This window comes from Luteolibacter rhizosphaerae, from assembly GCF_025950095.1.
In the GTDB taxonomy this organism is placed as follows: domain Bacteria; phylum Verrucomicrobiota; class Verrucomicrobiia; order Verrucomicrobiales; family Akkermansiaceae; genus Haloferula; species Haloferula rhizosphaerae.
This window is the reverse complement of the sequence record NZ_JAPDDR010000007.1, coordinates 1-25,488: the sequence shown is the minus strand read 5'-3', so window position 1 is coordinate 25,488 and position 25,488 is coordinate 1. Positions and strand designations below refer to the sequence as shown.

The window sequence follows — 25,488 nt, the reverse complement described above, 5'->3', positions numbered from 1 at the left end:
CCAGCCATGTTCGACGAAGCCAGACTGGAGCGCTTGATCGCCGCCTATTTCGACCAAAAATTGACGGCGGAGGAGAAGCGCGAGCTGGAGGAGATGCTGCTGGCCTCCTCGCGAGCACGGGAGATTTTCCTGGATCGCTCGGACTGGCACGGGCTTTTGCGGGAGCAAGCACTGCAAGGCCAGATCTCTTTGCTCTCCGAGGACCCGGCGGGTGCGATCACCAAAAAAGTCACCCCCTTCCGCAAGAAGGCGTGGGAGGTAGGGGCGCTGGCCGCTTGTATTGCGCTTGGCTGGTGGGTCTTCCCGCGCAGCCCGGAAGAGCCGTCCAAGATAGCGGGCAAGAAGGTATCCAGTAATCCGGATCAGGTCGCGATGCTGGCGCAGGCGATCGACGTGAAGTGGGAGACGGGCAGCGGGAGCTTCGGCGTGGGCGCCGCACTGCCGCGGGGCTGGCTGAAGATTTCCAGCGGCACGCTGCGGCTCGATTTCTACAGCGGCGCGCGGGTGATTCTCGAAGGCCCCGCTGCGATCGAGTTGCTTTCGCCCGATCTGGCGCGGCTGGAGACCGGCAGGTTGACCGCACGGGTTCCCCCTCCGGCCGAAGGCTTCACGGTACTGAGTTCGACGCTGAAGGTCGTGGACCGCGGCACGGAGTTCGGCATGAACGTGAGTGGCGCGGAGGCCTGCGAGGTGCATGTCTTCGACGGGGAAGTGGAACTGCAGGGCGACCTTCCAGCCACCGCGGAGAAGTCGCTGCAAGAAGGTAAGGCGATCGCGATCCGTAGCGGACAGTGGAGCGCCTTCCCTGCCGACCGTTCCTCCTTCATGGATACCGCCACGGTGATGTCGGCCGCCGCCAGGGAAACGGAGAACCGCTGGAAGGCATGGAGTGCATCCTCCCGAGCCCTGCGCGACTCCTCCGACCTGAAGATTTACTTCGATTTCGAGGACTTGGAAGCGGGCGATCCGATCTTGCGGAATCTGGCGGGTGCCGCCGACCATGGGTCGGATGGCACGGTGATCGGTTGCGATCCTCTGCCAGGGCGCTGGGGTAGGAAAGGGGCGCTCGGGTTCGCGAAGACGAGCGATCGGGTGCGTTTCCGTGCGACCGGAACGACACCATCCATGACCCTGGCGGCGTGGGTGCGGGTGGATAGCCTGCCGCAGAGCCACAATCACCTGTTCTCCATGTCGCCAGAGAAGCAGGGCGAGGTACACTGGAAGATCGACCGGAGCGGCCGGCTGGTGCTCGGCATCCGGGCGGAGGCGAAGCTGAGCTACGATGCTTGGGAGCGGCTGGAGAGCCCGCAGATCGTGACCGAACAGGACTTCGGCCGCTGGGTCTTCCTCGCCTCGGTAATCGATGGCGAGAAGGGACTGATCAAGCACTACGTGGACGGTGAAGAGGTCGCGAGCGGACCCTTGAAGCGCCGGACTGCCTTGCAGTGGGGAATGGCGAATCTTGGAAATCTCGATGCGGTCGTGCCGGAGCGGCAGGATGCAGGCGGAGCCCGGAGTTTCAACGGCCGGATCGACGAGTTCGCGCTCTTCGCCCGTGCCTTGAGCCCGTCGGAGATCGCGGATCTGAAGTGATGACATCTCTGCCGCCCATCCGGGCTGGCGAAGGACTGCGGCCCGTGCCACAGAGGGGATGCCATGAGCAATTCCAACATTCCCCAAGGCTACCATTCCATCACCCCGTCCCTTACCGCTCGCGATGCCAAGGCCGCGATCGACTTCTACATCCGTGCGTTCGGTGCGGAGCTCCTGTTCAAGCTGGACGGCCCCGAGGGCAAGATCGCCCACGCGGAGCTCCAGATCGGCAACTCGCGGATCATGATCTCCGACGAGTATCCGGATTACGGATCGATGGCGCCCGAGATCGGCAAGGGCGGGACCTTCATGCTCTACGTCGAGGACGTGGACGCCGCCTTCGCCCAAGCGGTGGGGGCTGGAGCGGCGGCGGTGCAGGAGCCGACGGATATGTTCTGGGGCGACCGCGCGGGTCGGATCAACGATCCGGTAGGATACCGCTGGACTCTGGCGTCCCATGTGAAGGATGTTTCCCAAGAAGAGATGGAAGCAGCGATGAAAGAGTGGGGAGAAGGGAACGCCTGACGATGGGACAGGTCCTGGTGATTTTCGCCCATCCGGCCTTCCAGCGGTCGCGGGCGAACCGCGCCCTGTTGCGGGCGGCTAGTACGACGGAGGGGGTGACCGTTCATGATCTTTACGAGACCTATCCCGACTTCCTGATCGACGTGCGCGACGAGCAACAACTGCTCGAGAAGCACGATGCAGTGGTGCTGCAGCACCCCTTCTTCTGGTACAGCAGCCCGGCCCTGATCAAGGAGTGGCTGGATCTGGTGCTGGAGTACCGCTGGGCCTACGGGGAGGGCGGAGACGCGCTGCGCGGGAAGATCCTGGCACAGGCGATCACCGCCGGGGGACCGGTCAACGCCTACCGTCGCGAAGGCCCCAACCATTTCACGGTGCGCGAACTGCTCGCCCCTTACGAGCAGACGGCCCGGCTCTGCGGCATGGGATATGCCGAGGCCTACGCGGTGCACGGCGTGAACCATCTGGACGAAGCGGCGTTGGCCGAGGCCGCCCGCGGCTACCAATCCTGGCTGGAAGCCCTGCGCGATGGCAGCGCGCCACAGTGGCTGGCTCCTCCCTCCTCCTGACCCATCATCCACCGCCGTGGCCTTCGAGAGCTTTTTTACGCAAGCCTTCATGTATCTGAGCGCGGCCCTGATCGCCGTGCTGGTAGGGAAGCGTCTGGGGATGGGTGCCGTGCTCGGCTACCTGATCGCCGGTGCCCTGATCGGGCCCTTCTGCCTGAAGTGGGTGGGCGGCGAGAGCGAGCAGATCACTCACTTCGCGGAGTTCGGCGTAGTGATGATGCTCTTCCTCGTGGGGCTCGAGCTGCAGCCGACCCATCTGTGGAAGATGCGGAAGCAGATCTTCGGGATGGGCACCATGCAGGTGCTGCTCTCGGCGGTGGCGGTGGGCGCAGTGACCATGGCCTTCGGCTGTGGCTGGAAACCTGCGCTGGCCATCGGGCTGATTCTCGCGATGTCGAGCACGGCGATCGTCTTGCAGAGCCTGAGCGAGCGGAACCTGATGAAGACCGATGCGGGACAGAGCTCCTTTGCGGTGCTGCTGTTTCAGGACCTTGCGGTGATTCCGATCATGGCGCTGCTGCCGCTGCTCGCGGCGAAGCATACGGGGGGCGATAATGGACAGGGTCACGGCCATGGCCATGGCGGAGCGGAATGGATCGATCGCTGGCCGACCTGGGCACAGCCGCTGATCACCATCGGCGCGGTGGTCCTGATCGTCCTGGTGGCGCGCGTCGCTGTCCGGCCTTTCTTCCGGGCGATCGCGAAGACCCGTCAGCGCGAGGCTTTCACCGCGGCAGCGCTGCTGCTCGTGATCAGCGTGGCGCTCCTGATGACCAAGGTGGGGCTCTCGGCAGCGCTGGGGACTTTCATGGCAGGTGTGGTGCTGGCGAACAGCGAGTACCGGCACGAGCTCGAAAGCGACATCGAGCCCTTTAAGGGCCTGCTGCTCGGCTTGTTCTTCCTCGGGGTCGGGACCGGGATCGATTTCGGGCACATCGCGAACAACATGGGTTTGGTCTTCGGCGGGGCGGCGGCGCTACTGCTGGTGAAGGGCGGCGTGCTCTTCGCGCTCTCGTGGTTGCGCGGTGCGCCTTGCGGATCGGCGATGATTTTCTCCTCGGCCCTGGCGGCCGGGGGCGAGTTCGCCTTCGTGCTGATCACCTTGGCCGCGGGTGCCGCAGTTTTCCCGGAAGAAGTCTCCCGGACCTTGGTAGCTGTGGTGGCGCTGACCATGGCGGTGACGCCGCTGCTGATCATGGCCAGCCATCGCTTCAGCGAGCGGGGCAAACCGAAGGACAAGCCGGAGCGGGAGAGCGACGTGGAGGATCTGGGTGCGCCGGTGATCATCTGCGGTTACGGCCGCTTCGGCCACGCGGTGGGTCGGTTGCTGCATACCCAAGGAATCGAGTGCACCGTGCTCGACAATGACTCGGATCAGGTCGAGACGCTGCGCCAGATCGGTTTCAAAGTTTACTACGGCGATGCCGGTCGACCCGATCTGCTGCTAACGGCAGGTGCTGCCCGGGCGAAGATCCTGGTGATCGCGCTGCGCGACCCCGAACTGGCGATGCGGATCGTGGAGACGGCCCGCAAGCACTTCCCCCACCTACAGATCTTCCTGCGGGCGCACAGCCGCCGGGAAGCCTATGAGTTCATCGATGCCGGGGAAGAGCGCATCTACCGTGAAACCCTCGATTCCTCCCTGCGGATGGGCACGGACGTGCTGCGATCGCTGGGCATGCCGGCCTACTCCGCCCACCGCGCGGCGAAGCTCTACCGCAAGGCGGACGAGAAGTTCGTGCGGGAGCTGGCCAAGCACCGCAACAACCGGGTCACCTTCCTGAACGCTGCGCGGGATTCGCAGGCGATCTTCGATACGGTCATGCGCGCCGATCCGCTGGACCGCGAGCCCTCCGAAGACGGCTGGGTGCCCCCCAGCACCGACCGCTGAGCCCTGCCCAGCATGCCGGTTGCGCATGCTGAGCCCAGCGAGATGATATTTCCCGGATCCGCGGGATTCGGTCACGATGAGAGCCGTTACCCCAATACCTCATTACCATGACCAAGGTCCTCGTTCTCTACTACTCCACCTACGGCCACATCGAAACCATGGCAGGGGCGATCGCGGAAGGCGCACGCTCTGTCGATGGCGTGGAAGTCACCGTCAAGCGGGTGCCTGAAACGATGCCGGAGGACATCGCCAAGAAATATGGTGCGAAGCTCGACCAAGCCGCCCCGGTGGCTGAGCCAAGCGAACTGGCGGACTACGACGCAATCATCTTTGGAACACCGACACGCTTCGGGAACATGGCCGCACAGATGCGGAACTTCCTCGACCAGACCGGCCAGCTCTGGATGAAGGGCGCTCTGGTCGGCAAGGTGGGCAGCGTTTTCGCCAGCACCGGCACCGGTGGTGGCAATGAATCGACCATCCTGACTTTCATTCCCACGCTTCTGCACCACGGCATGATTTACGTGGGCTTGCCCTATGCGGCCCCGGAGCTGACCGATATCAGCGAGGTTCGCGGCGGCAGCCCCTATGGCGCGGCAACCATCGCGGGAGCGGACGGTTCGCGCCAGCCGAGCGAGAAGGAGCTCTCGCTGGCGCGCTTCCAAGGGAAGCACGTCGCGGGAATCGCCGCGCAGTTGAACAAGTGATTTGATGGCGTCGTGAGCAGACTCGCGGCATGGGTTCTGGCTATCGGCCTCGTCGTGGCGGCATGCGCTCCGGCGAGGCTGGAACGCGTGCGGGAAAGGCGTAGTCCGGAACCCGCGCCGAGCGATCTGGAACGGGCCTTCGGCGGGGCTAGCGATCCGGCCGCAGCAAAAGCGCTAGGCAACTGGATCGAGCAGGCTCACGGGGCCGGAGCCAAGGACCAGGAAATCGGCGGGTATCGCGTGCGCTTCCGGAACAAGGTCGATGGAGGCTATGCACCGGGATACTTCGACCGGATGGAGCGTGCCTCGCGCTATGAACCGGTGGGGCTGGAACCGCAGCGGGAAGCAGGGATCGGCGTGCCGCTGATCGGGCACCGTGACAACCATCGGCGGGAGGCGATTGAGAAATGGTATCCCCCGGAAGCGATCAACCGCGCGGTGACAGCGGTGGCGATTCCCGGAGCGATGCGGCAGGGGAAGCGCGAGGTAGAGATCCGTCTCTATGATCGCCTCCAAACGGAGTCCGTGGTGATCGCGGGCAAGCGGGAGCATTTGGCTGCCGACTTCACCGTGCCATGGGCCGGGCTATTGGCAGAGACACGTTCGCTGGCGACCACGGGCCTGACTTCGGTGCTGCGTCAGCAGACGGGGCGCGAAGCCGGCTTCTCTTTGATGGAGGCCTACGATCCGGACAAGACACCGCTGATCCTGGTGCACGGTCTCTTTTCCACACCGCTGGCATGGGCGGAACTGACCAATGAGCTGTGGTCGGACCCGGCGGTGCGGACCCGCTACCAGATCTGGCACTATCTCTATCCCACCAATGCGCCACCACTCTATTCGGCGCGGGTGATGCGGAGGCAGCTTGATGAGCTGCGGGCTTTCCTCGATCCCGATGGACGCGATCCGGCGATGCAACGGACGGTGGTGATCGCACACAGCATGGGCGGCTTGCTCACGAAGTCGCTGGTGGTGGATCCCCGCGAGGCCTTCTGGGATCCGATTTTCACGCGGCCCTTCGATAAGCTGGAGCTGACCGCCGAAGAGCGCGAGGCGATGAAAGAGGCTTTCTACTGGAAGCCACGGACGCACGTGGACCGGGTGATCTTTTGCTCCGTGCCCTTCGGTGGCAGCACATGGGCAGCCTCGTGGGTCGGCCGGACCGGCAGACTGCTGGTGGCTCCGAGCCGCGGCTTCAATGACTTCTTCGATCGGATCGAGAAGAAGAACCCCGGGATGTGGCAGCCGGTGTATGAAAACCTCGCCGCGGGCACCGTGAACAGCGTGATGAGCCTGGCCCCGAAGCAGCGCTCGATGGAGATCTTTCGCACCTTGTCCGTAGTCCCGACGACCGCGAGCCATGTGATCAAAGGTTCGCGGGATCTTTTCGTCTCCTCATCGAGCGCGGATATTCCGGGAGCGGAATCCGTGCTGACGGTGTCCTCCGGTCACGGCTCCTTCCATCACCCGAAGGCGATGGAGGAGATCAAGCGGATCCTGGCATTGCCACCGCACCACTGAAGGAAAGGCTTGGACGGCAGGGCAGGTGTGGGGATCTTAGCCGGGTGATCTTCCCCATTAGCGATGACGACCGGCACCTGATGAAGCCCGCATGGGTGAGCATCGGCCTGCTTTTGGCGAACGTGGCCTTGTTCTTGGTCCAACTGATGGATCCTGCCTTCACCTATGGCTGGAGTGTGATCCCGCTGGAGATCGTGAAGGGGGTGGATCTGGTCGATCCGGTGCTGGTGCGAAGCGGGCGGGAGATCCTGCAACTGCCGCAGGCGCCCGGTCCCAGCCCGATCTACCTGACCATCCTCTCCGCCATGTTCATGCATGGCGGATGGGCGCACATCGGGGGAAACATGCTCTACCTTTGGATCTTCGGGGATAACGTGGAGCACCGCTTCGGCGCGGTGAAGTTCCTGATCTTCTACTTGTTGAGCGGGGTGGTCGCGACCTTCGCCCAGATCGCGACCGATCCGAATGGCGTGATCCCGAATCTGGGTGCCTCCGGTGCCATCTCGGGCGTGCTCGGTGCCTATCTGGTGCTGTTCCCGCGGAACATGGTGAATGCGGTGTTCTTCTTCCGCATCGTCTCGCTGCCTGCGATCTTCGTGATCGGCATGTGGGCCTTCATGCAGTTCGTGAATGGCGCGGGCTCGATCGCTCAGACCGAGCAGACTACGGGCGGGGTCGCCTATGCAGCACACATCGGCGGCTTCGTCGCAGGCGTGGTGATGGGCCTCTTCGCCCGCTTCGGGATGAAGAACAACGAACCTCCCTCGGTGTTCCGGCGGATCTACGAAGACGAGCCGGGGGTGAAGAGGTATTGGTGACCCGGCGGCTTGCCGTCCCCCGGTTCGCTTCCCAAGCTGAGTGAAATGCGTGATCAAAGCACGAATGCCAAATCACGCAAGATGGCCCGCTTCATTGGGCTCATCGTGATCTGCATCGCTTTCGGTGCTTTCACGAGCCAGCTCATCGCCCGCCTGGTGATCGGTGATGGCATCGGTCCCACCGCCTACCTGATGGATGGAGCTCTTGCCGGTGCGGTATGGGGAGCGGTCCTTGGCTTTTGCCGCCATTGGTCCCGGCTCATCGGCCTCGGCATCACAGGCATGGTTGCCTTCGCGCTGCTCTACCATCGCTTCATCGTGGCACTGATCGGCGTTTAGGATTGGGGTCCTGCTCTCAGAGCGGATCCTCCGCCACTCTGGCAGACAGCCTTGGCTTCAGGTCCTTCACCTCGGACGCCGGTGAAGGCGGCTTGCCGATTAAAACCGGCAAGCGCGACTCCAGCCATTCACGCGCGGACCTCGTCTTCACCGCGCAGGCCCACAGCGTCACCACGTGCCAGCCGAGAGAGCGGAGTTCGGACTCCACGCGGGCATCGCGGGCGCGGTTGCCTTCGATCTTGGCAGTCCACCACTCGGTCTTGGACTTCGGCATCTTGAAGTCCGGGCAGTGTTCATGGCCGTGCCAGAAGCAGCCGTGGACAAAGATGACGACCTGATACTTCGGCAGCACCAGATCGGGATGCCCGGGCAGGGACTTGTTTTTTGGGCCGTGGATGGTGAAGCGGTAGCCGAGGCGGTGGAGCATCGAGCGGACCAGCAATTCCGGCTTGGTGTCGCCGCCACGGATGCGGGACATGACCTCGGAACGTTTCGCCGCTGACCAGATGTCGGCCATGTGGGAAGTAGCGGGGAGCCGCCTGCCGGGGGCAAGGAGTTAGAAGCAGACAAGGGAATTTCTGGCGCTGCGGCTCCTCACAATTCAGGATGCTGCCATGAATATCCTGTCCTCCCGCCGTCGCTTCCTGTCGCGGTTCACCCTCGGTGCCGCCGGACTTTGGGTGCCGGGTGCTTTCGCCGAGGCGCTCACGCTGACGCCGCGCCAGACCGAAGGACCCTTCTATCCGGTGGATCTGCCGCTGGATACGGACAATGATCTGGTGATCCTGAACGACGGGCTGACTCCGGCGCTGGGAAACATTACCCACCTGAGCGGCAAAGTAACCGATGTGAAGGGCAACCCGATCCGCAATGCGCTGGTCGAGATCTGGCAGGTGGATCACCACGGCGTCTACCTTCACAAGGGCAGCAGCGATGCCGAAAAGCGGGACGCGAATTTCCAAGGTTTCGGGCGCTTCATGACCGGCTCCACGGGCGAGTACTACTTCCGCACCATCAAGCCGGTTCGCTATCCCGGCCGCACGCCGCACATCCACTTCGCGGTGAAGATGAAGGGCCACGAGAGGTGGACGACCCAGTGCTACATCAAGGGCGAGCCCCAGAACGAGAAGGACGGGGTGATCCGCGCGATCAAGGATGAGAAGCAGCGCGCCTCGGTGATCGTGGATTTCGCCCCGCTGACCGGCGTGACGACGGGAGAACTCGCGGCGCGGTTCGATATCGTGATGGGCTACACCCCGCAGGCCTAGCGGACTTCCCAATCATACACCTGATGCTCCGCGGAACGCGGCTCGAGGTGAGAGATGACCCGGACATCCGGGCCGAGCAAGGCCGCGATCTTACCCTCCATGAGAGTGGCAACCTCATGCGCCTCCTGCAGCCCGGCTTGATCCGGAAACACCAGGTGAAACTCCACCCAGTGAGTGCGACCCGAATGACGGTGCCGGAGATTGTGATAGGACAAGCCCGCCTCAGCGCACTCGGCATCCAGACAATCGCGGAGCTCCTTCTCCACCCTCAGGTCGGCTTCATCCATGAGTCCTCCGAAGCTCTCCCGCATGAGCTTGGCTCCGGTCCAGAGCAGCTTGGCCGCGGCTAGGGTGGCAAAGATCGGGTCCCACCATTTCCAGCCGGTGAATTGAATCAGCGCGAGCGCGATGAGCACGGCGCCGCTGGTCCAGACATCCGCCAGAACGTGATGGCCGTTCGCCCGCAGCACGGCGGAATTCCTCTTCTTGCCGACACGGAGCAAAGCACTGCCCAGCACCAGATTCACGACGGCTGCGGCGGCGGTCAGGATCATCCCCAGCCCCATGCTGGAGATCTCCGCACCGACCAATGCCTGGCGTCCGGCTTCGTAAACGATCAGGAGCGCCGCAGCGCTGATCATCGCGCCCTCGAAGCCGGAGGAAAGGAAGGCCACCTTGTCATGGCCGAAGTGGTGGGTGTCGTCGGAGGGCTTGTGCGAAAGCCGCAGCGCCCACGCGGCGAAGGCGACCGCGAGCACGTGGGTCACCGACTCCGCGGCATCCGAATAGATCGCGGATGAACCGGTGATGGCGGCGGCGGTGACCTTCACGATCAAAAGGGCCACGGCGATCCACAGCGACAGGCTCATCACCTTCGATTGATCTTCCGACAAGCTCCCGCTCACGGGGAAAGCGTGTGAATTCCCCTCCTCTTGGCAACCCTGGGAAAATCGTCTTCGCATGCGGCCTTGCAAGTGATTGAATCCACTCACTTCGAGTGAAGCGCCTTGCCCTAACAATCTTAGCCTTGGCTGCAATTCTTTGCGCGGTCTGCTGGCATTTCCGGGTGCAGCTCGCTCCGCTGTGGCGTGAAGCTAGGGTGGCGGTCATGCCCGCCGCCATGCAGATCCCCAAGCCCGACATCGCGCGCTACCGGACCCTCAAGGAAGAAGCCGCCCGCTGGCGCAAGGATCTGGCCCGACGTCATGCGAAAGCGCAGACCACTGCGGAAAAGAAAGCCGTGTTGAAGGAGACGAGAAGCTTTCTCGAAACCGTGCTGCCGGAGATGATGGACTGCTGGCTCGGCACGCCGTGGGACTTCCATGGAACCGCCGAAGGTCCCGGCCAAGGTAGGATTGCCTGCGGCTACTTCGTGGCCACCGTACTACGCGATGCCGGCTTCCAGGTGGATCGCTACAAGCTGGCGCAGCAGCCTTCGCAGAATATCCTCCGGAGCTTCGTACCGCGCGAGGCAATGGAGGTGAAGGTTGGCATTCCTTACGAAACATGGGCCGCGGAGATGCGCACGGCTGAACCGGGCATCCGCATCGTGGGCCTCGACAGTCACGTGGCCTTCCTCGTCACCGGCAGGGATGGCTTCCGCTTCATCCACTCATCCGGCTCCCGACCATGGTGCGTGGTGAACGAAAGCGAGACGGATGCGGAAGTACTACGCCGCTCGAATTACCGCGTGCAGGGGTTGTTGAGCTCCGACCCCGATCTCCTCCGGGCTTGGCTGGCCGGGAAGAAGATCAAGGTGATGGGCGAGGGCCCGGCTACGGCGTCGGCGGCGCGTAGGTGAGCCGGTAGAAACGTCTCGCTCCCGACGCGCTGGCGGGAATCGGGATGTTCCATCCATCCGCGGCGACCGTGATAACCTGCGATCCCGGCCATGTTCCGCTCAGCGAGTCGCTCCACTGCAGGGTGAAGGTTCCTACAGTGACCAGACGGTTCGCCACGAGGTTCACGTTCGATCCTTGGATCCCTCCGAGCGTGAGCTTCAGGCGCGAGCCGGCATCCGCGGGGCTGAAGCCGAGATGCATCTCGGCGACATTCGGGAATCCGTCACCATCGGGGTCCGCATTCTTCTCGGCAGCGGCACCCGCAAGGGGATAGCCCGCAACCCAAGCCGAATAGGGATCCGGCGCTTGGAAGGAAGCAATCACCGTCTTGGCCGCACTGCGGCTCACCAACACGTTGTCGATCGTGAAGTCCGAGTTGATGCCGTTATTGCGGATGTAAATGCTGTCGTAAACCGGCGGCCATCCCAGCGCCAAGGGCGCGGTGGTCAGCATGGAGCTCCCGATCGCAGCGGAGATCGTGTACAAATTCTCGCTCGTGCGATTGATCGACATCACGATGGTGAACGGGGCCGTGCTCACCGGGGAAATCGCCGGTCCGGAGGCTGTCGCGGCGAGCAGCCCCACCGAGCCGGTCCCGGGCGAGAGGTCGGTCGGGGAAATGTCACGGGCAAGGGAGAATCCCGCCGTGGTGCCGGTGCCGAAACGCACGGAAAGCGTCTTGTCCCGGTCTGCGGACGCGGCGGAAGTGAATCCCACCAACAGCGCGTTCGCAGCGTTCGTGGGCGTCTCGTGATAGTGACCGTCGATGCTCAAGGAAAGAGTCTCGCCCACGGCCAGAGTCACGGGAGAAGCCATCGCGCCGAGCAGACCGCGGTTATTTCCGCTCACGCCATCGATCCGCAATCCCTCGCCCCCGCCGATGATCGTGGAGTTCACGATATCCATGTTCGAGGTACTCCCGAGGAGCGACCATGTGAGATCGCTGGAAGCTGCCACAGGAGCCAGCGCGGCGGTTCCGTCCGTTAGGCTCATGGAGGTGAAGTTCGCTCCGGCGATTCCAAGCGGCTTGGTGTCGATCACCACGTCCGTGGCGAGCGAGGAAGGGCTGTCGATTCCGGTGCCGCTCCAGCCTTGGAAAGGTGGCGCTCCTCCTGCCGGACTGGCGGAGATCGGAACTTCCGTACCCAGCAGATAGACGCCGGAGCCGGAGGTCGTGGCGCTGGCAGGTGGCGTGGCCTGCACATTCAGTGAAGACAGGAGCGGCCCCGGCGAGCGGAAGGAGATATTCAGATTTCCACTCCCCGTGCGTGGCGGTGACCCGTTGTCGGTAACGCTGATCTGAAGCTGATAGGAGGCAGTCGGATTGATCTGCGCGGGATTCTCCACCGTGAGACACCCGTCCGAGGCTCGGATCGCGAAAAGCCCGGCGCTGTTCCCGCCGGTGATGGCGAAGGAGGCGGTCTGTCCGGGGTTCAGGCTGTCGTCCGCAGCGGCGAATCCGAAGCTGTTTCCGGGTGCCGCATTCTGGAAGAGCGTGAGCGTTCCGGGAACCAGCTTCGGGCGATAGTTCATGCTATGCGGCGCCAGATAGGTGCCGGGGATCACCTCCCGGGCGATCAGGGTTTGTGCTCCGGACTTGGCGCTCCAAGCGACCGAGAAGCTCTCCGTGTTGCTGCCCTGCTTGTGACGCGCCTCGATGTAGCAGATCTGCCCCGCCGTCAGCGGGATATCGGCGGATTTTTGGGAGGTGGAGATGTCCCATTGGAATTGGCCCGTGGAGGTCGTGGTGTTGGCAATGGGCGCCGCGCTGGCGGGATTGCCGTTCGCCGCGAAGAGGAGCTGGCAGGCATCGTCGCCGCCGATCCAGAAGTTGTAGGTGCCGGTCTGGGGGACGATCAGGAAGGCCCGGGTAGCACTGCCGAGGTTCACCCCTTGTCCGCTGTCCGCCATCGAGGTGAGGAAGATCTCGCGATCCGGCTCGAGCGGAAAGCGTGTGCTCCCCGTCAAGCTCGTGAGGGTGTTGCCGCTGAGATTGTCGTAGAGCGTGCGCCGCGCCCCGCCGGGCTGCGTGCCTGCCGGAGTCGCCAGCAATTGCACCGTGACCGTGGTGGTAGCCGTGCTCACAGGGCTGCCTGCATCCTGCGCTCTCACCGTGAGCGTGTAAGTGCCGCCACCCGTAATGAGCGGAGGCACCGTGGTCGTGACCACCCCTTCTGAAGAAATCGCAAAGACGTTCCCCGTGTTCCCGGAGATGATCTGATAGGATGCAATCCGGTCGAAGCGATCCGGATCCGTGCCGGTCACGCGGAAGACTTGCGCCCCGCTCATGAGCCGCTCCGGAATCACGACAGAACCACCGGTGATGAGCGGCGGTTCATTGACATTGGTGATATGCACCACCACCCGTAGCACCTCGCTGAGCGCGGAGTTCGTGAGGTCCTGCACGTTTACAAACATTTCGAACCAAGCTGGCGTCTCCCATGTGGTGGACAGGGTTTCGAAATTGATTGCGGAAGGTGTGGCGAGCGTGAGTTGGCCCGTGATGGAATTCAGCGCGAAGGCCCCGCTCGTATTCCCCGAGGCTATCGTGAATTGAAGCGGGTTCGTGCCGTGGGAAAGCAAAGGCGTCACGCTTCCAACCACGGTCCCGGCCGGAGCGGTTTCGGCCAAGGTGAAGCGATCCGGTTTCACGGCACTGCCGACGGAGCCGGTCATGGAGTAGGCACCCAGCGAACCGTACTTGGTGTAGCCTGTAACGAGGGGATCACCCATCCCCACTCCGGAGACGCGGAGGATGTATTCCCCCGCGGGAAGGGCGCTGGCCGTGACAGTGGCCTCTACGGCCGTGGGCAGATTCGCGCTGGCCAAGACGGTGCCTGTGGCGGTCACGATTTCCGCTAGGAGATCCAGATTCGGATTCGCCGCGACGGGCTTGACCGTGATGCTGGTGTTCCCCGTTGCGCTCGTGCGGAAGCGGAAGGCATCGGAGTCGGTATTGGTTTCGATCAACCCTTGGCCGGAAACGGTGTTCGTGGAGCCTTGGATCTCCAGATAGCGGGCCGTGGCATGGGTCGCACCCGTGTCGTCCGCACGATAGTCTACGGAATTGTTAGAGCCGACGATGATGGAGAGATCGTCTTCGAAGTTGTTGGCACCGGCATACTCGCCCTTCGACCATTGGGTGAGGTTCGGATCAAAAGCGGATCCCATAATCGGTCCCCAGGACACGGGACCGGTGCCCCCATGCCCATCATAGTAGGTTTCAGCAGGAGAGGACCTGCCATCGTGGCGGAGGAAGAAGGTGTGCCCGAGTTCGTGGGACACGGTCTCCGCGCAGGCTTTGTCCCCGCTGTTATAGACCCAGCAGGAGACCTCTGCCGAGTTATTGAAGGATCCGATGTAGGCCACTCCCCCTGCGCTGGGAGCGGCATTCCGTGTGGGGGTGATGATGCAACGCTGGCGGCTATTGATCGGAGCCGCGAGATAAACAGCCAGATCGGTGGTGACGTTGATATTGAAGGGAGCGAGATCCTCCGAAACCCTCAGCCAAATACCCCGGATCTTGGAATTGCTGAAATTGTAGGAAAGAGCATCGAAGTTTCCCCAAGAGACGTGCGGCCCTTCCTCGCCATCGAAATCGAGATAGGCCACGGCCGCGGCACCAGGGAGACTCTGCAGCGGGATCACGCCATTCTGATACTCGGGAATCGGGACATTGGTGGGATGATCGGAGGGCAGTTCCTCCACATCACCGCCTTCATCGGCCGCCATGCCCCGGCACACCACGGCATCGGCGGGAAGGGCGACGAGTTCCGGCTGCCCCTCCCGGGTTTCGACGCGGTAGGCGGTATCACAGGCAAGGATCTCGACGGTGCCGGAAAGCGGGAAGAAGACCCCTTCCAAACGCTCGCGCGTGAAGGTGAAACGGCCGGCTCCGGGATGAGTCAGACGGCCCGAAATCGTATCGATCGTTCCATCCGCGCCGGGCACCCGCATTTCGATGACGCCGCGGGCCTCCCGACCGTCGGGCAGGGGAAAACTCAGGTCACCCGGCAGTGCCGCGAGGCGTCGGACGAAATCGAGGTCGAGGGGAAGGCTCGCGGCAGGAATCGAATGGGAGGTCTTGCAGTGCTCGCACTCGGGAAGGGGAGTCGCCGCGGTGGGCGCTGGGGAATTCTCGCGGGCAAGCGACTTCGACGGTCCGCGCTGCGATGGCGTCGGGAGAGCTTCCAGTCCTTCGGGACGGGCAGCGGGAGATCCCTTCCGCGCGACCCCGGAGACGACCGGATTCGGAGAGGTTTGGAGGGAAAACCAAAGAGCGGAGAGGAGGAGGGCGGAGCAAATCCATGCTCCGGCACGCCGGGGGCGGCTGTTCATAAGTTATGGGCAAAAACCAATCAGGAGATTAGCCGATGATCTTATGCGATCAAAGGCCAATCTCCTGGTCAGAAGTCAGCCCGCAGGGGGCGCTAAGCTGCTTGTCAGGCCGGCTCCGGCTCGGGAATCGCCAGGCCGCCGGGAACCCGGGCGGCGATGGCTTCCGCGTGAGCTTCGTCGCCCTCGGCGCGGAGCACCGCACAGAAGTTCTCGGCGACGGCTTCCAGATCGGACGAGTATTCGATGCCGAGTGCTTCGAAGCCGCTGACGGCTTTCTCGAAGTGGCGGCGGGCCCAGGCGCTATCGCCGGTGGCTAGCAGGGCCAAGGCGAGGTTGTTGTGCGACTGCGCGGTGTCCGGATGGTTGTCGCCGAAGTTTTTGCGGCGGGCCTCGAGCGCCATCATATGCATCTCGCGGGCTTGTTCATGCAGACCGGCGGATTGATAGAGCGCGCCGATATTATTGCAGACGGCTGCGGTTTCCTCGTGGTCCGGGCCGAGCTCGCGGTGCAGGATTTCGAGTGCCTTCAGGTACTCGGCTTCCGCGCCTTCGATATCGCCGGAGTTGCGCTTGAGCACGGCGAGGTTGTTCGACATCGAGGCGATATCGAGCGAGGCCGGCGGATCCGAAAGCTCGAAGTAGCGGACCGCTTCCTGCCAGAGTTCGGCAGCGCGCTCCGGGTGGTCGAGCTGGTCGTGGACCGAGCCGTAACCGGCGTGCAAGCGGCCCAGCTGCAAGGAGCGGTCGGGCCGGTTGTCGAGCTGGTCGATCGCCTGCTTGTAATCGTCGCGGGCTTCCTCGAAGCGGCCGAGCAGACGGTAAACGTCGCCGCGGACTTCGAGCGAACTGGCGAACTCGTCGATGCTATCAAGGTCGCTACTCAGGGTCTGCTGGGCCTTGAGAACGGCGGCAGTGGCGGCGTGAACAGCCTCGTCGAGATCGCCTGCGGCAACGAGTTCGTCGACTCGGTTGCGGAGGATATGGATGAGCGTGGTGGTAGGTGAGTCCATGGCTTGTATTTACTTTAAATCACCGGATTCGGATTCTGCAACGGGGAATTCCGCGCGTGGTGAAAGTCGTTCGAGAAGCTGGGCGCGCTGGGGCGGCAGGCCGCCGAGGGCCTCCCTCAGGGTGGGGGCGGCAGGGCGTCGGTCCCGGGCAATCCCCAGATTTTTAGCCAATTCCTGCTCGAAGTGCTGCATTGCCCGGACCGAGGCTCCCTTCTCCGAAATGTGGTTCAGGGCCCGGCGGAGAAGATCGAAGAGGTCCGGCTCCGGATGATCCCGCTCGACGGCGAGTTCCAGCAGGCGACAGCAATAGCCAGACAAAAGCATTGCATTGTAATTACCTCGGATCGGCTCGCGGGTGGCCGCGACGGCCACCTCGCGGAGCCCGTGGAGCTCGCCGCTGCGGGCCTTGGACCAATGGATCTCGGCGTCGAAGAAGAGATCCAGCTTCCCGGCGAAGGGGCTCTTCGGGCTGCGGGCACCCTTGGCCACCGTCTTGATCAGCCCGTGCCCGGCGGTGAACCAGTGGACGATCCAACTGGTGTCCGTGAGCTTGGTGAGCCGGATCAATGTGCCTTGGCAGTGCTCCATGGTGGCGAAAGGGGAAACCCGGCATTCGCCCGATGGTTTCTTACGTTGCCCGCCAAGTTGCGCAGAAAGGCGGTCTCCGCAAGGAAGGGCTGCTAGAATGTCCGAAAATTTCCTCAGCCTTCAAAGGCCGGGAGCGGATCGACCAGATTGGCCGGCAGGGGGAACTGCTTCTCGTAGATGCCTTCTGCGAGCTCTCCGGCTTGAGCATAGGCGTCCTTCACCATCTCCAGCTTCGCATCGAGGTTGTCGATGTAGTGGAGGGCGAAGGCTTCCGGCGTGCGCGGCAGCGTTGGGGACCCGAAGGCGAGCTCGCCGTGGTGGCTGGCGATGAGGTGGAGGAGATGGAGGCGTACCGTTTCGCTTGCAGGTTCCACGGTGAGCCAGTCCTTCGCCTCGGGCCATTCGGCCACGTCGCGCCAGAGCTTGTTCACCAGTTCGATGCCGAGCGGGATGTGGCCGAGCATCTCGCCATGGAGGGTGTAGGCCTGGCTGAAGCCGCGCTCCGGGTACTGGTTTTCCCAGAGCTTGCCGCAGTCGTGGAAGAGGACGCCGGTTAGCAGGAGGTCGCGGTTGAGCTGGGGGTAGGCACCGCAGATGAGATCCGCGGTGCGCATCATCTGCGCGACGTGCTCGGAGAGTCCGCCTCGACGGGCGTGGTGGTTCTTCCGGGCCGCGGCCGCGCGGCGGAACTTCGCTCCCAACTCGGTGATGAAGTGCTTGGTCAGCGCATGCAGGCGGGGATCGCGGATCCCGGCGCAGAAGTTCACGATGGTCTCCCAATCGCGGCGCTGCTTCTCCGCGGTGACGGCATCGCCGGCGAAGAAGGTCTCGAGCTCATCGCCGCTGAGGCGCTCCCAAGCGAGGTTCGCGGCATTCACGCCGTACTGGTTCTGGGTCCACTGGGCGTCCAGGCCGAGGACCGTGCCATCGGGGATGCTGGCGACCGCCTCATAGAGCGGGGCGTCCGACCAGGCGTTGAGATTGAAGCTGCCGGTAGCGTCCGCGAAGGTCAGGACGAGGTAAGGCTTCCCCGCCTTGGTCTGGCGCTGGCTGCGCGATTGCAGCTCGCAGTGGACAAAAGCGACGAGCGGCTGCTCGCCGGCTTGTTCCTTCAGGGAGGAAATGGTCAGCAGGGTCACGGAGGCAGCATCCATGACTCGGCTCGGGTGTCACGCTGCAAGCCGCCCGAAGGGGGCGAAGGTGACGAAATGTCTGTTGATCCGGATTCCGGCGGGGAGGCTTGCTGGCATGAAACGGGAGAATCCGGTGGAGATGCCGGCAGGTATGGCGACTCGGGCAAGTTCCTGAAGAACAAAGAACCGGACATTGTGTTCGCGGCATGAGTCGGTGATCTTTTTTCCTCCATCGGCCTGCCGTAGGATGCGGATCCTCACTCCGTTCGTGTAGCATTTGCTTTCATCGTCGTGTTTGGCCTATGGGCTACGCCCTCGGACCAACATTCTCCCTGGCGCGAAAAAGCGAGGTCACGCGCATCACTGCCAGACTACAACTTTCCCACGGACAGCAAACTGTCGCCTCGATTTCACAGTAGGGGAATTGACATATCAAAACCTCGAACTCAAACAGCGTCCGAACCCCAGCGAGGGCTCAGTTCACTTCGATTCAGCGAACGGTAGAGACACCCATGCCATTCGCATCCCTTCACCATGAAGCTCCTCTCACCCGCTTTGATTCTGCTCGGCCTGTACGTTGCTGCACACGCTCAAGAAAGCACGCCCAAATGGGAGGTCGGGCTTCCCCAGCCGATCACCGATGGAACCGCATCGGAACCCAAACCGCAAGCGGAGTCGGTGGAGTTCGCCGTGCTTAGCTCAAGAACCACACGGATAGAAGTTACAAAGGCAGCGGAAACATCGGAGCTCCCTCCAATCCAAGGCACCATCAACGTGACCGTCCAGATGGTCGCGGATCCGAAGCTTACCGATCCCCCGCCGCCACTACCGGCTCTTTCGCCTGATGATCCAGCGGTCATTGCCAGGCTTGAAGAACTTCGCGCAAACTATCGTGGCAGCGAGCTTCTGTTCCTATCCGCAACCGTTTACGACAAGCACCGCACCTTGCTCCGGATCTACCCCAATGGAAAGATCGACAAGATGGTCACCGCGTGGTCGAACCTGAACTTCAACCACTTTTCGGGCTTCAGTTGTTACCGGGTGAAGGAAGCGGATGGACGTTTTCTGGATATCGGGTTGCTCATGGGCATCGGCAACATGAACACCTCGCGGATGGCCCAAGGAGCCCCCGCCATTGCCGAACTTCCCGATCTCGTGACTGCCGGACCGGCTTTCCAGGTGGTCGAAGGCGACGCGGAGAGTCCCGCAATGGATACCCTCGAGCAGATTCACGAGTTGTATCGCAAGGAAGGCGAGAAAATGGAAACCGCCTATCACGCCCGCGAGCGCGCCCGCGCCGAAAGGAAGGCCTTCCTTTTGGCCAATCCTCCCAGGCCCGAAGACGTGACCATCCGGTTCTGGAACAGAGAGCGTCCACAACAACCCCAAATCGAGGAGGGCACCCGGTGAGACGCTGCACTTCGACCCGAACCATTGCAGCGATTCTCTCGGCTATGCTTGCCGGGAATGCCGCTGCCGATCCGCTGCCACAAGCGCAGATCTCGTTCACGACGGGATCGAGCGGGACGTGGAACGCCGACTGGCTGGGCGTGGAGGGGCGCACCTACTTTTTCCAATGGTCCCTTGACCTTGATACCTGGCACTATGCGCCGTTCGTGGAATTTGGCGAGGGCCCGAAAAGCTGGGGATGTTCTTCGACATCGGAAAAGTTTTTTGTCCGGCTCAATTACATCGACGATCCCGCTATTACCACATTGGAGGACGCCCAATCAGCGGACCTCGACAATGACGGGCTAAGCAATTTGAAGGAACTCGAATCGTTCCAAACCAACCCTTTTGACGAGGATTCGGATGATGACGAGATGCGAGATGGTTGGGAACTTGCAAACGGGCTCGACCCCAAAAGCGATGATGCCGCGGGAGATTCGGATGATGACGGGCTGACAAATTTGGAAGAATACCAAGCCGGTACCAAGCCCGCCTACTACGACTCGGATGGCGATCAATTTGGCGACGGTTTCGAAACCCAAGCTGCGGGATTCGATCCTCTGGTGTTCAACAGCGCCGGGACCGACTCGGACGGAGACGGATTGTCCGATCTCGCCGAGCTTGCAGCCGGAACAAGGCTGGACTTGTGGGACAGCGACGGCGACGGGATATCCGACCTTGCCGAGTCCGTGGCCGGGACAGATCCCCGGAACTCCAACAGAAGGCCGTTCGATCTTGAAGCGCTTCATGGGGTGTCCGTGGATCCGGAGGGGGCGATGCAACCGATGGGTGATCTGGGAACCACGTTCGATACGGCGGGAAAGTCCGTTTTGGATATCACCCTTTCCGATTCCCTTTCATGGGATTTTGTGAATGATCGATACTACACGGAGCAAGAGTCCTGGCGGGTATGGATTGGCACGGAACAATACATTGACACTCTTCCTTATGGATTCGTTTATAATACTGAAAGCCCTTTCCGTGTTAGGCTTCCATATACCACCCCCGCCGGAGGAATCACGGTAGACGGTTCGAAAATCTACGAGATCCGAGTGCAACACATGGGGGTCGCCGGAGTCGCACATCCCATGTATTACTGGGCGGACTCTTCGGTCGACTACCAGCACTCGATTAGTTTTTCGGCAGATGGCTTCCTAATCGTCAGCAACATACCGAATTCATTCATCCGGCCTCTACTTAGCCTTTCAACTACCAACCCTGTCTACAATTGGCGAAATCACCGGGCCTATGCGATTCCATGCTCCCGGACCAGCTATTCGTCCAGCTACTCGGGTGGCGACGCGACGGGACCGCGATTCCGTAAGATTTCCCATTTCGGCCGACCGGTGCCGGACAGCAAACCCGAGGCGGAAGCCGAAAGCGACGAGGCCGCGGAGGAATCCTATGTGGATGCCTTCGACCTGAGTCTCCACCACGACACCTCGTTCGCCTCGATCCCGCTCGCGGCCAGCGACCTGCGCTTGGAGGCCAATGCATCGGTGCGCGAAACCACCTGGTCGAACCGGAGCGGTCTGCGGCCCCATGAGGAACTCACTTCCCCATTTGGAATCTCGTGGTCGTCCAATCTCTGCGCCTACATCGAAACGGTCGAGACGCTCGGTACCACCACCACCCGCCCGACAAGCGTCAACGTCGTGGACGAAAGCGGCCGGACCCAGAGATTCGGCACCGCGGACAACATGGCGACGTTCTTCCCTTGGCCGTCTTCGCTCACCGACAAGAAAACCTACTTGAACAAGCTGACGAGAGACGATGATTCCATCGTCCTCGAGAAAAAGTATGGCAACAAGCTGACCTACCGCCCTTGTGACGCCTGGTTCTTGTATTCATCGGACCGACTGGAGCCATCGCCCACCGTGGTACGGCACCGCTACTGGCGATTGGAGGAAGTGGAGGACCGGTTCGGCGTCAAAGTTCTGTATGATTACGGGAGCAATCCGTTCTCGCTCATTCCCGTGGAGATCCGAGCCGTCGACCGGCTGGATCAGAAGTTGACCATCGGGCGCAGCAGCAACGGACGAAGGGTCGAGTGGATCAAGGACGCTGAGGAGAACATCACCAAATTCCACTACGCGAACCGTACGGTCTCGGTTCCGGATACCATCTACCAGTATCCCTATCAGGAACTCGAGCGGGTGGAGTTTCCCGGCGGGGCCGAGGAGACCTATACCTACGAGGTGCTGGCCGATCCCGAGTTTGAAACCGCCGAGCCAAAAGTGACCCGGCACCTGCACGCGAACCTGAAATCCATCCAGCGGGACGGTTACGCGCGGCGTGTTTTCACCTACGGCTTCGACCGCACAAAAAAGTGGTTCGACCATTCCCTCGGCCGCAATGCGATCAGCGTCAACCTGGATTCGGTCCCCGCCGAGGTTGCGGCGCGGGCCAGGACCTATGTGGCCACCATCAACAAGGAGCCCCAGCCCTTCGCAACCTTACGCGTCCAATACGGAATTCCACGGCAAGTGACGGGCGTCTCCTGGCCGGCCATGGGCATCCAGTCCGCGTTCGCCAAGACCGCCGACACCCAGACGACCTACGGCCCGTCCTTTTCGGCGAGCAATGGAACCGAGGTCACCGACGCGGGAGGAAAGAAGTATACCTACACCTTCGGAGGGACCCACGGGGAGATCATCGACACGGATTCAAGCCAGATAGGGGGAACGACCAATGTTTCCACCCAATGGCTCATCTACCACACCCAGATGACCCTCCAATACAAGAATCCGGGCGGTGCCATCCTCGGGTCCGAGAGCTTCGAGTTCGATCCCGATTCCGGGTTGAGCCTGAAAAAGACGGTGGACTTCTGCGGAAATGAAACGGTTTGGGGTTTTGAAGAGGAGCGTCCCGCCGGCCCTCGCATTGCCCTGGCGAACAAGCCCGGCTTTTTGACGAAATGGGCGGACCCGAGCAAGAAGACCGATGCCTTGGGACGGATCGAAGACTACGCTTACGGAAACCACCGGATGCTGAAGCGCCTCACCGACATCCACGGAACGGTGACCCAATACACGGTGGACGATCTCGGGAGACGCAGGGACATGAGCGTGGAGGATGCCGCCGGGAATCCGCTGCTGAAGGAGACTTACGACTACGACGAGGAAGCGGCGGACGGGCTGTTCCCGGGATTCATGGTCCGGAAGACGAAGAAGGCTTTTGCCAATCTCTCCGGCAAGCCTTGGGAACAGGATCTGGTGGTGGAATACATTCACGACTCGCGTGGCCGGGTCTGGAAGGAGCGGGTCGATCCCGCCGGCGAGGACTTGGTGACGGTTCACACTTACGATCTCAACAACCAACGGGTGACCACGCTCGATCCCAAGAACATCGAGACCAGCTTCGACTACGACGGGCGCAACCGCTTGGGGAGCGTGACCTACGCGAGCAACAGCGCCACCCCGACCGTCAAGTCCTTCGGCTACGACGACAACAATGCCAAGATCCGCGAGACCGACGAGAACGGTCACTCGACGCTCATGGAGCGCGACGGCTTGGGACGGGTGATCAAATCCGCGCGCGATCTCAACGGGGATAACCTGATCGACCTCGACGACGACATTGTCACGCAGTTCGCTTACGACGATGTCGGGCAGCTCCGGAAAGAGATCGACCCGCGTGGTTTCGCCACGGTGAGCTTCCGGGACCATCTCCATCGCCCGCAGCATGTGTTCGGCGGCGTGCCGGCGGCATCGGCGGACGGAACCTTCGCGGACCTCTCCGAGCTGGCCGAGTCCTCCAGAGGTATCACCCGCGGTGAATTCTCCTACAGCACCGTGAAGAACACGGGAGGCGGCTTGCTCGCTCCCTTCAAACCGACCGAAACGGTGCGGTACCATGCGGTTTCGATGACGTACGGGCAAGCCGACTCGACGCTGACCGACTCCGCCACCTACGACGATGTCTATCGTCCGGTCGAGACGACTTCCGAGTACAAGCCGGGCTTTTCCAAGACCACGGAGTTCGACCATGGCACGGTGAATGCCTCAGGGCGTGAGTCGCTGGTGAGCACCGTGACCGACTCACTCGGCAAGGTCACCCTCACCACCCGCGACGGGCTGGGGCGCGAAACGGAAGTCATCGACGGATTCGGGAATGCCGATGCGGATCTCGTGCTCGCCAGCACGAAGCACTACACGAGCACCGGCTTGGTCTGGAAGGCGGTGGACCCGCTTCTCCGGGAAACCGGGACGGAGTACGACCGTGCCGGCAGGCCGGTGAAGGTCTTCCAACCCGATCCGGTCACCGGGCAGGTCACCGCCGGTTCATCCGTCACCGAAACGGTCTACGACGACAACGGCAATGTCTCCGCCGTGATCGATCCGCTGGGCCGGCGGACCGACTTCGATCATGACCTCCGCAACCGCAAGTGGCGCACCCGCCAGGCAGCGGTGAGCGACTCCACCGATCCCGACTCACCAATCGCCAATGTCCGGCCGACCACCACGGTGGCTTACGACGATGCCGGCAATACGATCGCGGTCACCGATCCCCGCGGTTCGACCACCCGGACCTTCCACGACCCGGCGAACCGGCCGGTGAAAGTCCGCACCAATCCCCAAACGGGCAATCCATCGGCAGATCGTGACTCGCCGGGAACGCACGACATCACGGTCGCCACCAGCTACGACAAGGGCGGGCTGGTTCGCTCCGTGATGGACGGCAACGGCAACACTACCCGTAATTCCTACGACAATCTCGGACGTTTGATCGGCACGGCCACCGATCCCGACAGCGGCAACCCCGCTTCCTTGCCGGAGAGCGGCTTCGACCCGGCTGCGTACCGCGGAGCCAATCCAACTGCGATCCTGGTTTCCTATCTCCACGACGACTCGGGCAACATCATCGGCGTCACCGATGGCGAGGAGCACCAGACCGCCTTCACCTTCGATGGTTTTTCCCGCAAGACCGCAACCCTCTGGGATCCCGGGAAGATGTTGGAGAGGGTGGAGAGCTCGGAATACAACTCTTTCGTCCAGACCGCCAGGGTCGATGGAAAGGGCCATCGGACCGAGTACGGTTATGACGAGCTCCACCGCCTGGAGGACGTGATCTACCGGTCGGACACGATGGGGACCACCCATCCCGACAACCGTCACCTCGACTACGACAAGGCCGGGAAGGTGCTCGCTGTTACCTACCCGAACGACCCCGGTTCGATCCGCGCCGTCTACTCCGTGTATGACAAGCTCGACCGGCTCACCAGCGAGACATCGGCAGGCATCACCCACACCCATCCGGAATACGACAAGGCCGGGAACCGGAAGCAAACGACCTACGGGCGCACCGGCACCACCTTGGTCTCCACCTACGACGCTCTCAACCGCCTTGAAACCTGCGAGGAGCGCTCCGACGCGGCGACGCCGTCCGGCCGGACCACGGTCTACGCCTACGACCGTGGCGGACTGGTGACCCGCAAGACCCTGCCCAACGGCAACGCCAGTAGCACCGGCCGCGACCGGCTCGGCCGCACCTTGTCCATGGTCGAACGGACTTCCTCCGGCGCGGTGGTCTCGTCCTTCGACTATTCGCAGGCGGTCGGCGGATGGCCCTTCAGCCACGATGGTGCCGGCAACGTGCTGCGCTGCGCGGAACACCACAGCATGAGCGGCGTGGACGACCGCGTGGTGGTCAACACCTACGACCACGCCAACCGCCTCGACACCGAGACCATCACTCCCGCGGGGGGAGCGGCCGTCGCCACGGATTACGGCTATGATCGCGCGGACAACCGGGTGAGCAAGACCATCGGTGCGACCGTTACGGATTACCAGTTCGGCGATGGCGACAACGGGGCGAATTCAAACCAGCTCGGCGCTTACGGGCCTTCCGGCCAGCCGGTCACCCACAGCTTCACCTACGATGCGAACGGCAACCGGG

General features: G+C 62.5%; 18 protein-coding genes and 1 pseudogene. 13 read left to right on the top strand and 6 right to left on the bottom strand.

Annotation, left to right across the window (positions count from 1 at the left end; genetic code table 11):
- Positions 1-6: 6 nt before the first annotated feature.
- From OJ996_RS14070 to OJ996_RS14035, 8 genes are all read left to right on the top strand, one after another.
- Complete coding sequence (locus OJ996_RS14070; RefSeq protein WP_264514247.1) at positions 7-1,593, top strand: LamG-like jellyroll fold domain-containing protein; 1,587 nt, start codon at positions 7-9, stop codon at positions 1,591-1,593.
- Positions 1,594-1,656: 63 nt separating this feature from the next.
- Positions 1,657-2,118, top strand: coding sequence for a VOC family protein (locus tag OJ996_RS14065; RefSeq protein WP_264514246.1), 462 nt, complete (start codon positions 1,657-1,659; stop codon positions 2,116-2,118).
- Between the two features lie 2 nt (positions 2,119-2,120).
- Entirely contained in the window at positions 2,121-2,687 is a 567-nt protein-coding gene (locus OJ996_RS14060) for an NAD(P)H-dependent oxidoreductase (protein ID WP_264514245.1), read from the top strand.
- The gene (locus OJ996_RS14055; protein WP_264514244.1) at positions 2,647-4,578 is read left to right on the top strand and encodes a monovalent cation:proton antiporter-2 (CPA2) family protein; all 1,932 of its coding nucleotides are present in this window, start codon (positions 2,647-2,649) and stop codon (positions 4,576-4,578) included. Before OJ996_RS14060 ends, OJ996_RS14055 begins: the two co-directional genes overlap by 41 nt.
- 107 nt (positions 4,579-4,685) lie before the next feature.
- Positions 4,686-5,285 carry an NAD(P)H:quinone oxidoreductase gene (gene wrbA / locus OJ996_RS14050; protein WP_264514243.1) on the top strand — a complete coding sequence of 200 codons (600 nt, stop codon included), beginning with the start codon at positions 4,686-4,688 and terminating at the stop codon, positions 5,283-5,285.
- Between the two features lie 12 nt (positions 5,286-5,297).
- Positions 5,298-6,806, top strand: a complete 1,509-nt coding sequence (locus OJ996_RS14045) for an esterase/lipase family protein (protein ID WP_264514242.1) — start codon at positions 5,298-5,300, stop codon at positions 6,804-6,806.
- A gap of 44 nt (positions 6,807-6,850) precedes the next feature.
- A complete protein-coding gene (locus tag OJ996_RS14040; RefSeq protein ID WP_264514241.1) occupies positions 6,851-7,624 on the top strand; it encodes a rhomboid family intramembrane serine protease in 774 nt (257 codons plus the stop codon).
- Between the two features lie 81 nt (positions 7,625-7,705).
- Positions 7,706-7,963 (top strand): hypothetical protein, encoded by a 258-nt coding sequence (locus OJ996_RS14035; RefSeq protein ID WP_264514240.1) that lies wholly within the window; start codon positions 7,706-7,708, stop codon positions 7,961-7,963.
- 16 nt (positions 7,964-7,979) lie between these two features.
- Here the strand turns inward: OJ996_RS14035 and OJ996_RS14030 are convergent, their stop codons facing one another.
- A complete protein-coding gene (locus OJ996_RS14030; RefSeq protein WP_264514239.1) occupies positions 7,980-8,480 on the bottom strand; it encodes a very short patch repair endonuclease in 501 nt (166 codons plus the stop codon).
- Between the two features lie 97 nt (positions 8,481-8,577).
- On the opposite strand from OJ996_RS14030, the gene OJ996_RS14025 reads away from it, so the two are divergent.
- Positions 8,578-9,231 (top strand): dioxygenase family protein, encoded by a 654-nt coding sequence (locus OJ996_RS14025; RefSeq protein WP_264514238.1) that lies wholly within the window; start codon positions 8,578-8,580, stop codon positions 9,229-9,231.
- Here the strand turns inward: OJ996_RS14025 and OJ996_RS14020 are convergent.
- The gene (locus OJ996_RS14020) at positions 9,228-10,136 is read right to left on the bottom strand and encodes a cation diffusion facilitator family transporter (RefSeq protein ID WP_264514237.1); all 909 of its coding nucleotides are present in this window, start codon (positions 10,134-10,136) and stop codon (positions 9,228-9,230) included. The two genes, OJ996_RS14025 and OJ996_RS14020, sit on opposite strands and share 4 nt — an antisense overlap.
- Before the next feature lie 122 nt (positions 10,137-10,258).
- On the opposite strand from OJ996_RS14020, the gene OJ996_RS14015 reads away from it, so the two are divergent.
- The gene (locus OJ996_RS14015) at positions 10,259-11,032 is read left to right on the top strand and encodes a hypothetical protein (protein WP_264514236.1); all 774 of its coding nucleotides are present in this window, start codon (positions 10,259-10,261) and stop codon (positions 11,030-11,032) included.
- Here the strand turns inward: OJ996_RS14015 and OJ996_RS14010 are convergent.
- The 4 genes from OJ996_RS14010 to OJ996_RS13995 all read right to left on the bottom strand — a co-directional run bounded on the left by OJ996_RS14010 (position 11,007) and on the right by OJ996_RS13995 (position 18,162).
- Positions 11,007-15,410, bottom strand: a complete 4,404-nt coding sequence (locus OJ996_RS14010) for a cadherin domain-containing protein (RefSeq protein ID WP_264514235.1) — start codon at positions 15,408-15,410, stop codon at positions 11,007-11,009. The two genes, OJ996_RS14015 and OJ996_RS14010, sit on opposite strands and share 26 nt — an antisense overlap.
- A 104-nt stretch (positions 15,411-15,514) precedes the next feature.
- The gene (locus tag OJ996_RS14005; RefSeq protein ID WP_264514234.1) at positions 15,515-16,420 is read right to left on the bottom strand and encodes a tetratricopeptide repeat protein; all 906 of its coding nucleotides are present in this window, start codon (positions 16,418-16,420) and stop codon (positions 15,515-15,517) included.
- Positions 16,421-16,429: 9 nt separating this feature from the next.
- Positions 16,430-17,008, bottom strand: a complete 579-nt coding sequence (recO, locus tag OJ996_RS14000; protein WP_264514233.1) for a DNA repair protein RecO — start codon at positions 17,006-17,008, stop codon at positions 16,430-16,432.
- A 113-nt stretch (positions 17,009-17,121) separates the two neighbouring features.
- Positions 17,122-18,162 carry an HD domain-containing protein gene (locus OJ996_RS13995; RefSeq protein WP_264514232.1) on the bottom strand — a complete coding sequence of 347 codons (1,041 nt, stop codon included), beginning with the start codon at positions 18,160-18,162 and terminating at the stop codon, positions 17,122-17,124.
- 513 nt (positions 18,163-18,675) lie between these two features.
- Here OJ996_RS13995 and OJ996_RS13990 point away from each other — a divergent pair.
- The 3 genes and pseudogenes from OJ996_RS13990 to OJ996_RS13980 all read left to right on the top strand — a co-directional run.
- On the top strand, positions 18,676-19,551 hold the full coding sequence (locus OJ996_RS13990) for a hypothetical protein (RefSeq protein WP_264514231.1): 876 nt from the start codon (positions 18,676-18,678) through the stop codon (positions 19,549-19,551).
- 44 nt (positions 19,552-19,595) lie between these two features.
- A pseudogene (locus OJ996_RS26575) lies at positions 19,596-20,273 on the top strand (hypothetical protein); the annotation flags it as partial.
- Positions 20,274-20,936: 663 nt separating this feature from the next.
- A partial coding sequence (locus OJ996_RS13980) for an RHS repeat domain-containing protein (RefSeq protein ID WP_425605566.1) occupies positions 20,937-25,488 on the top strand: 4,552 nt, incomplete at its 3' end.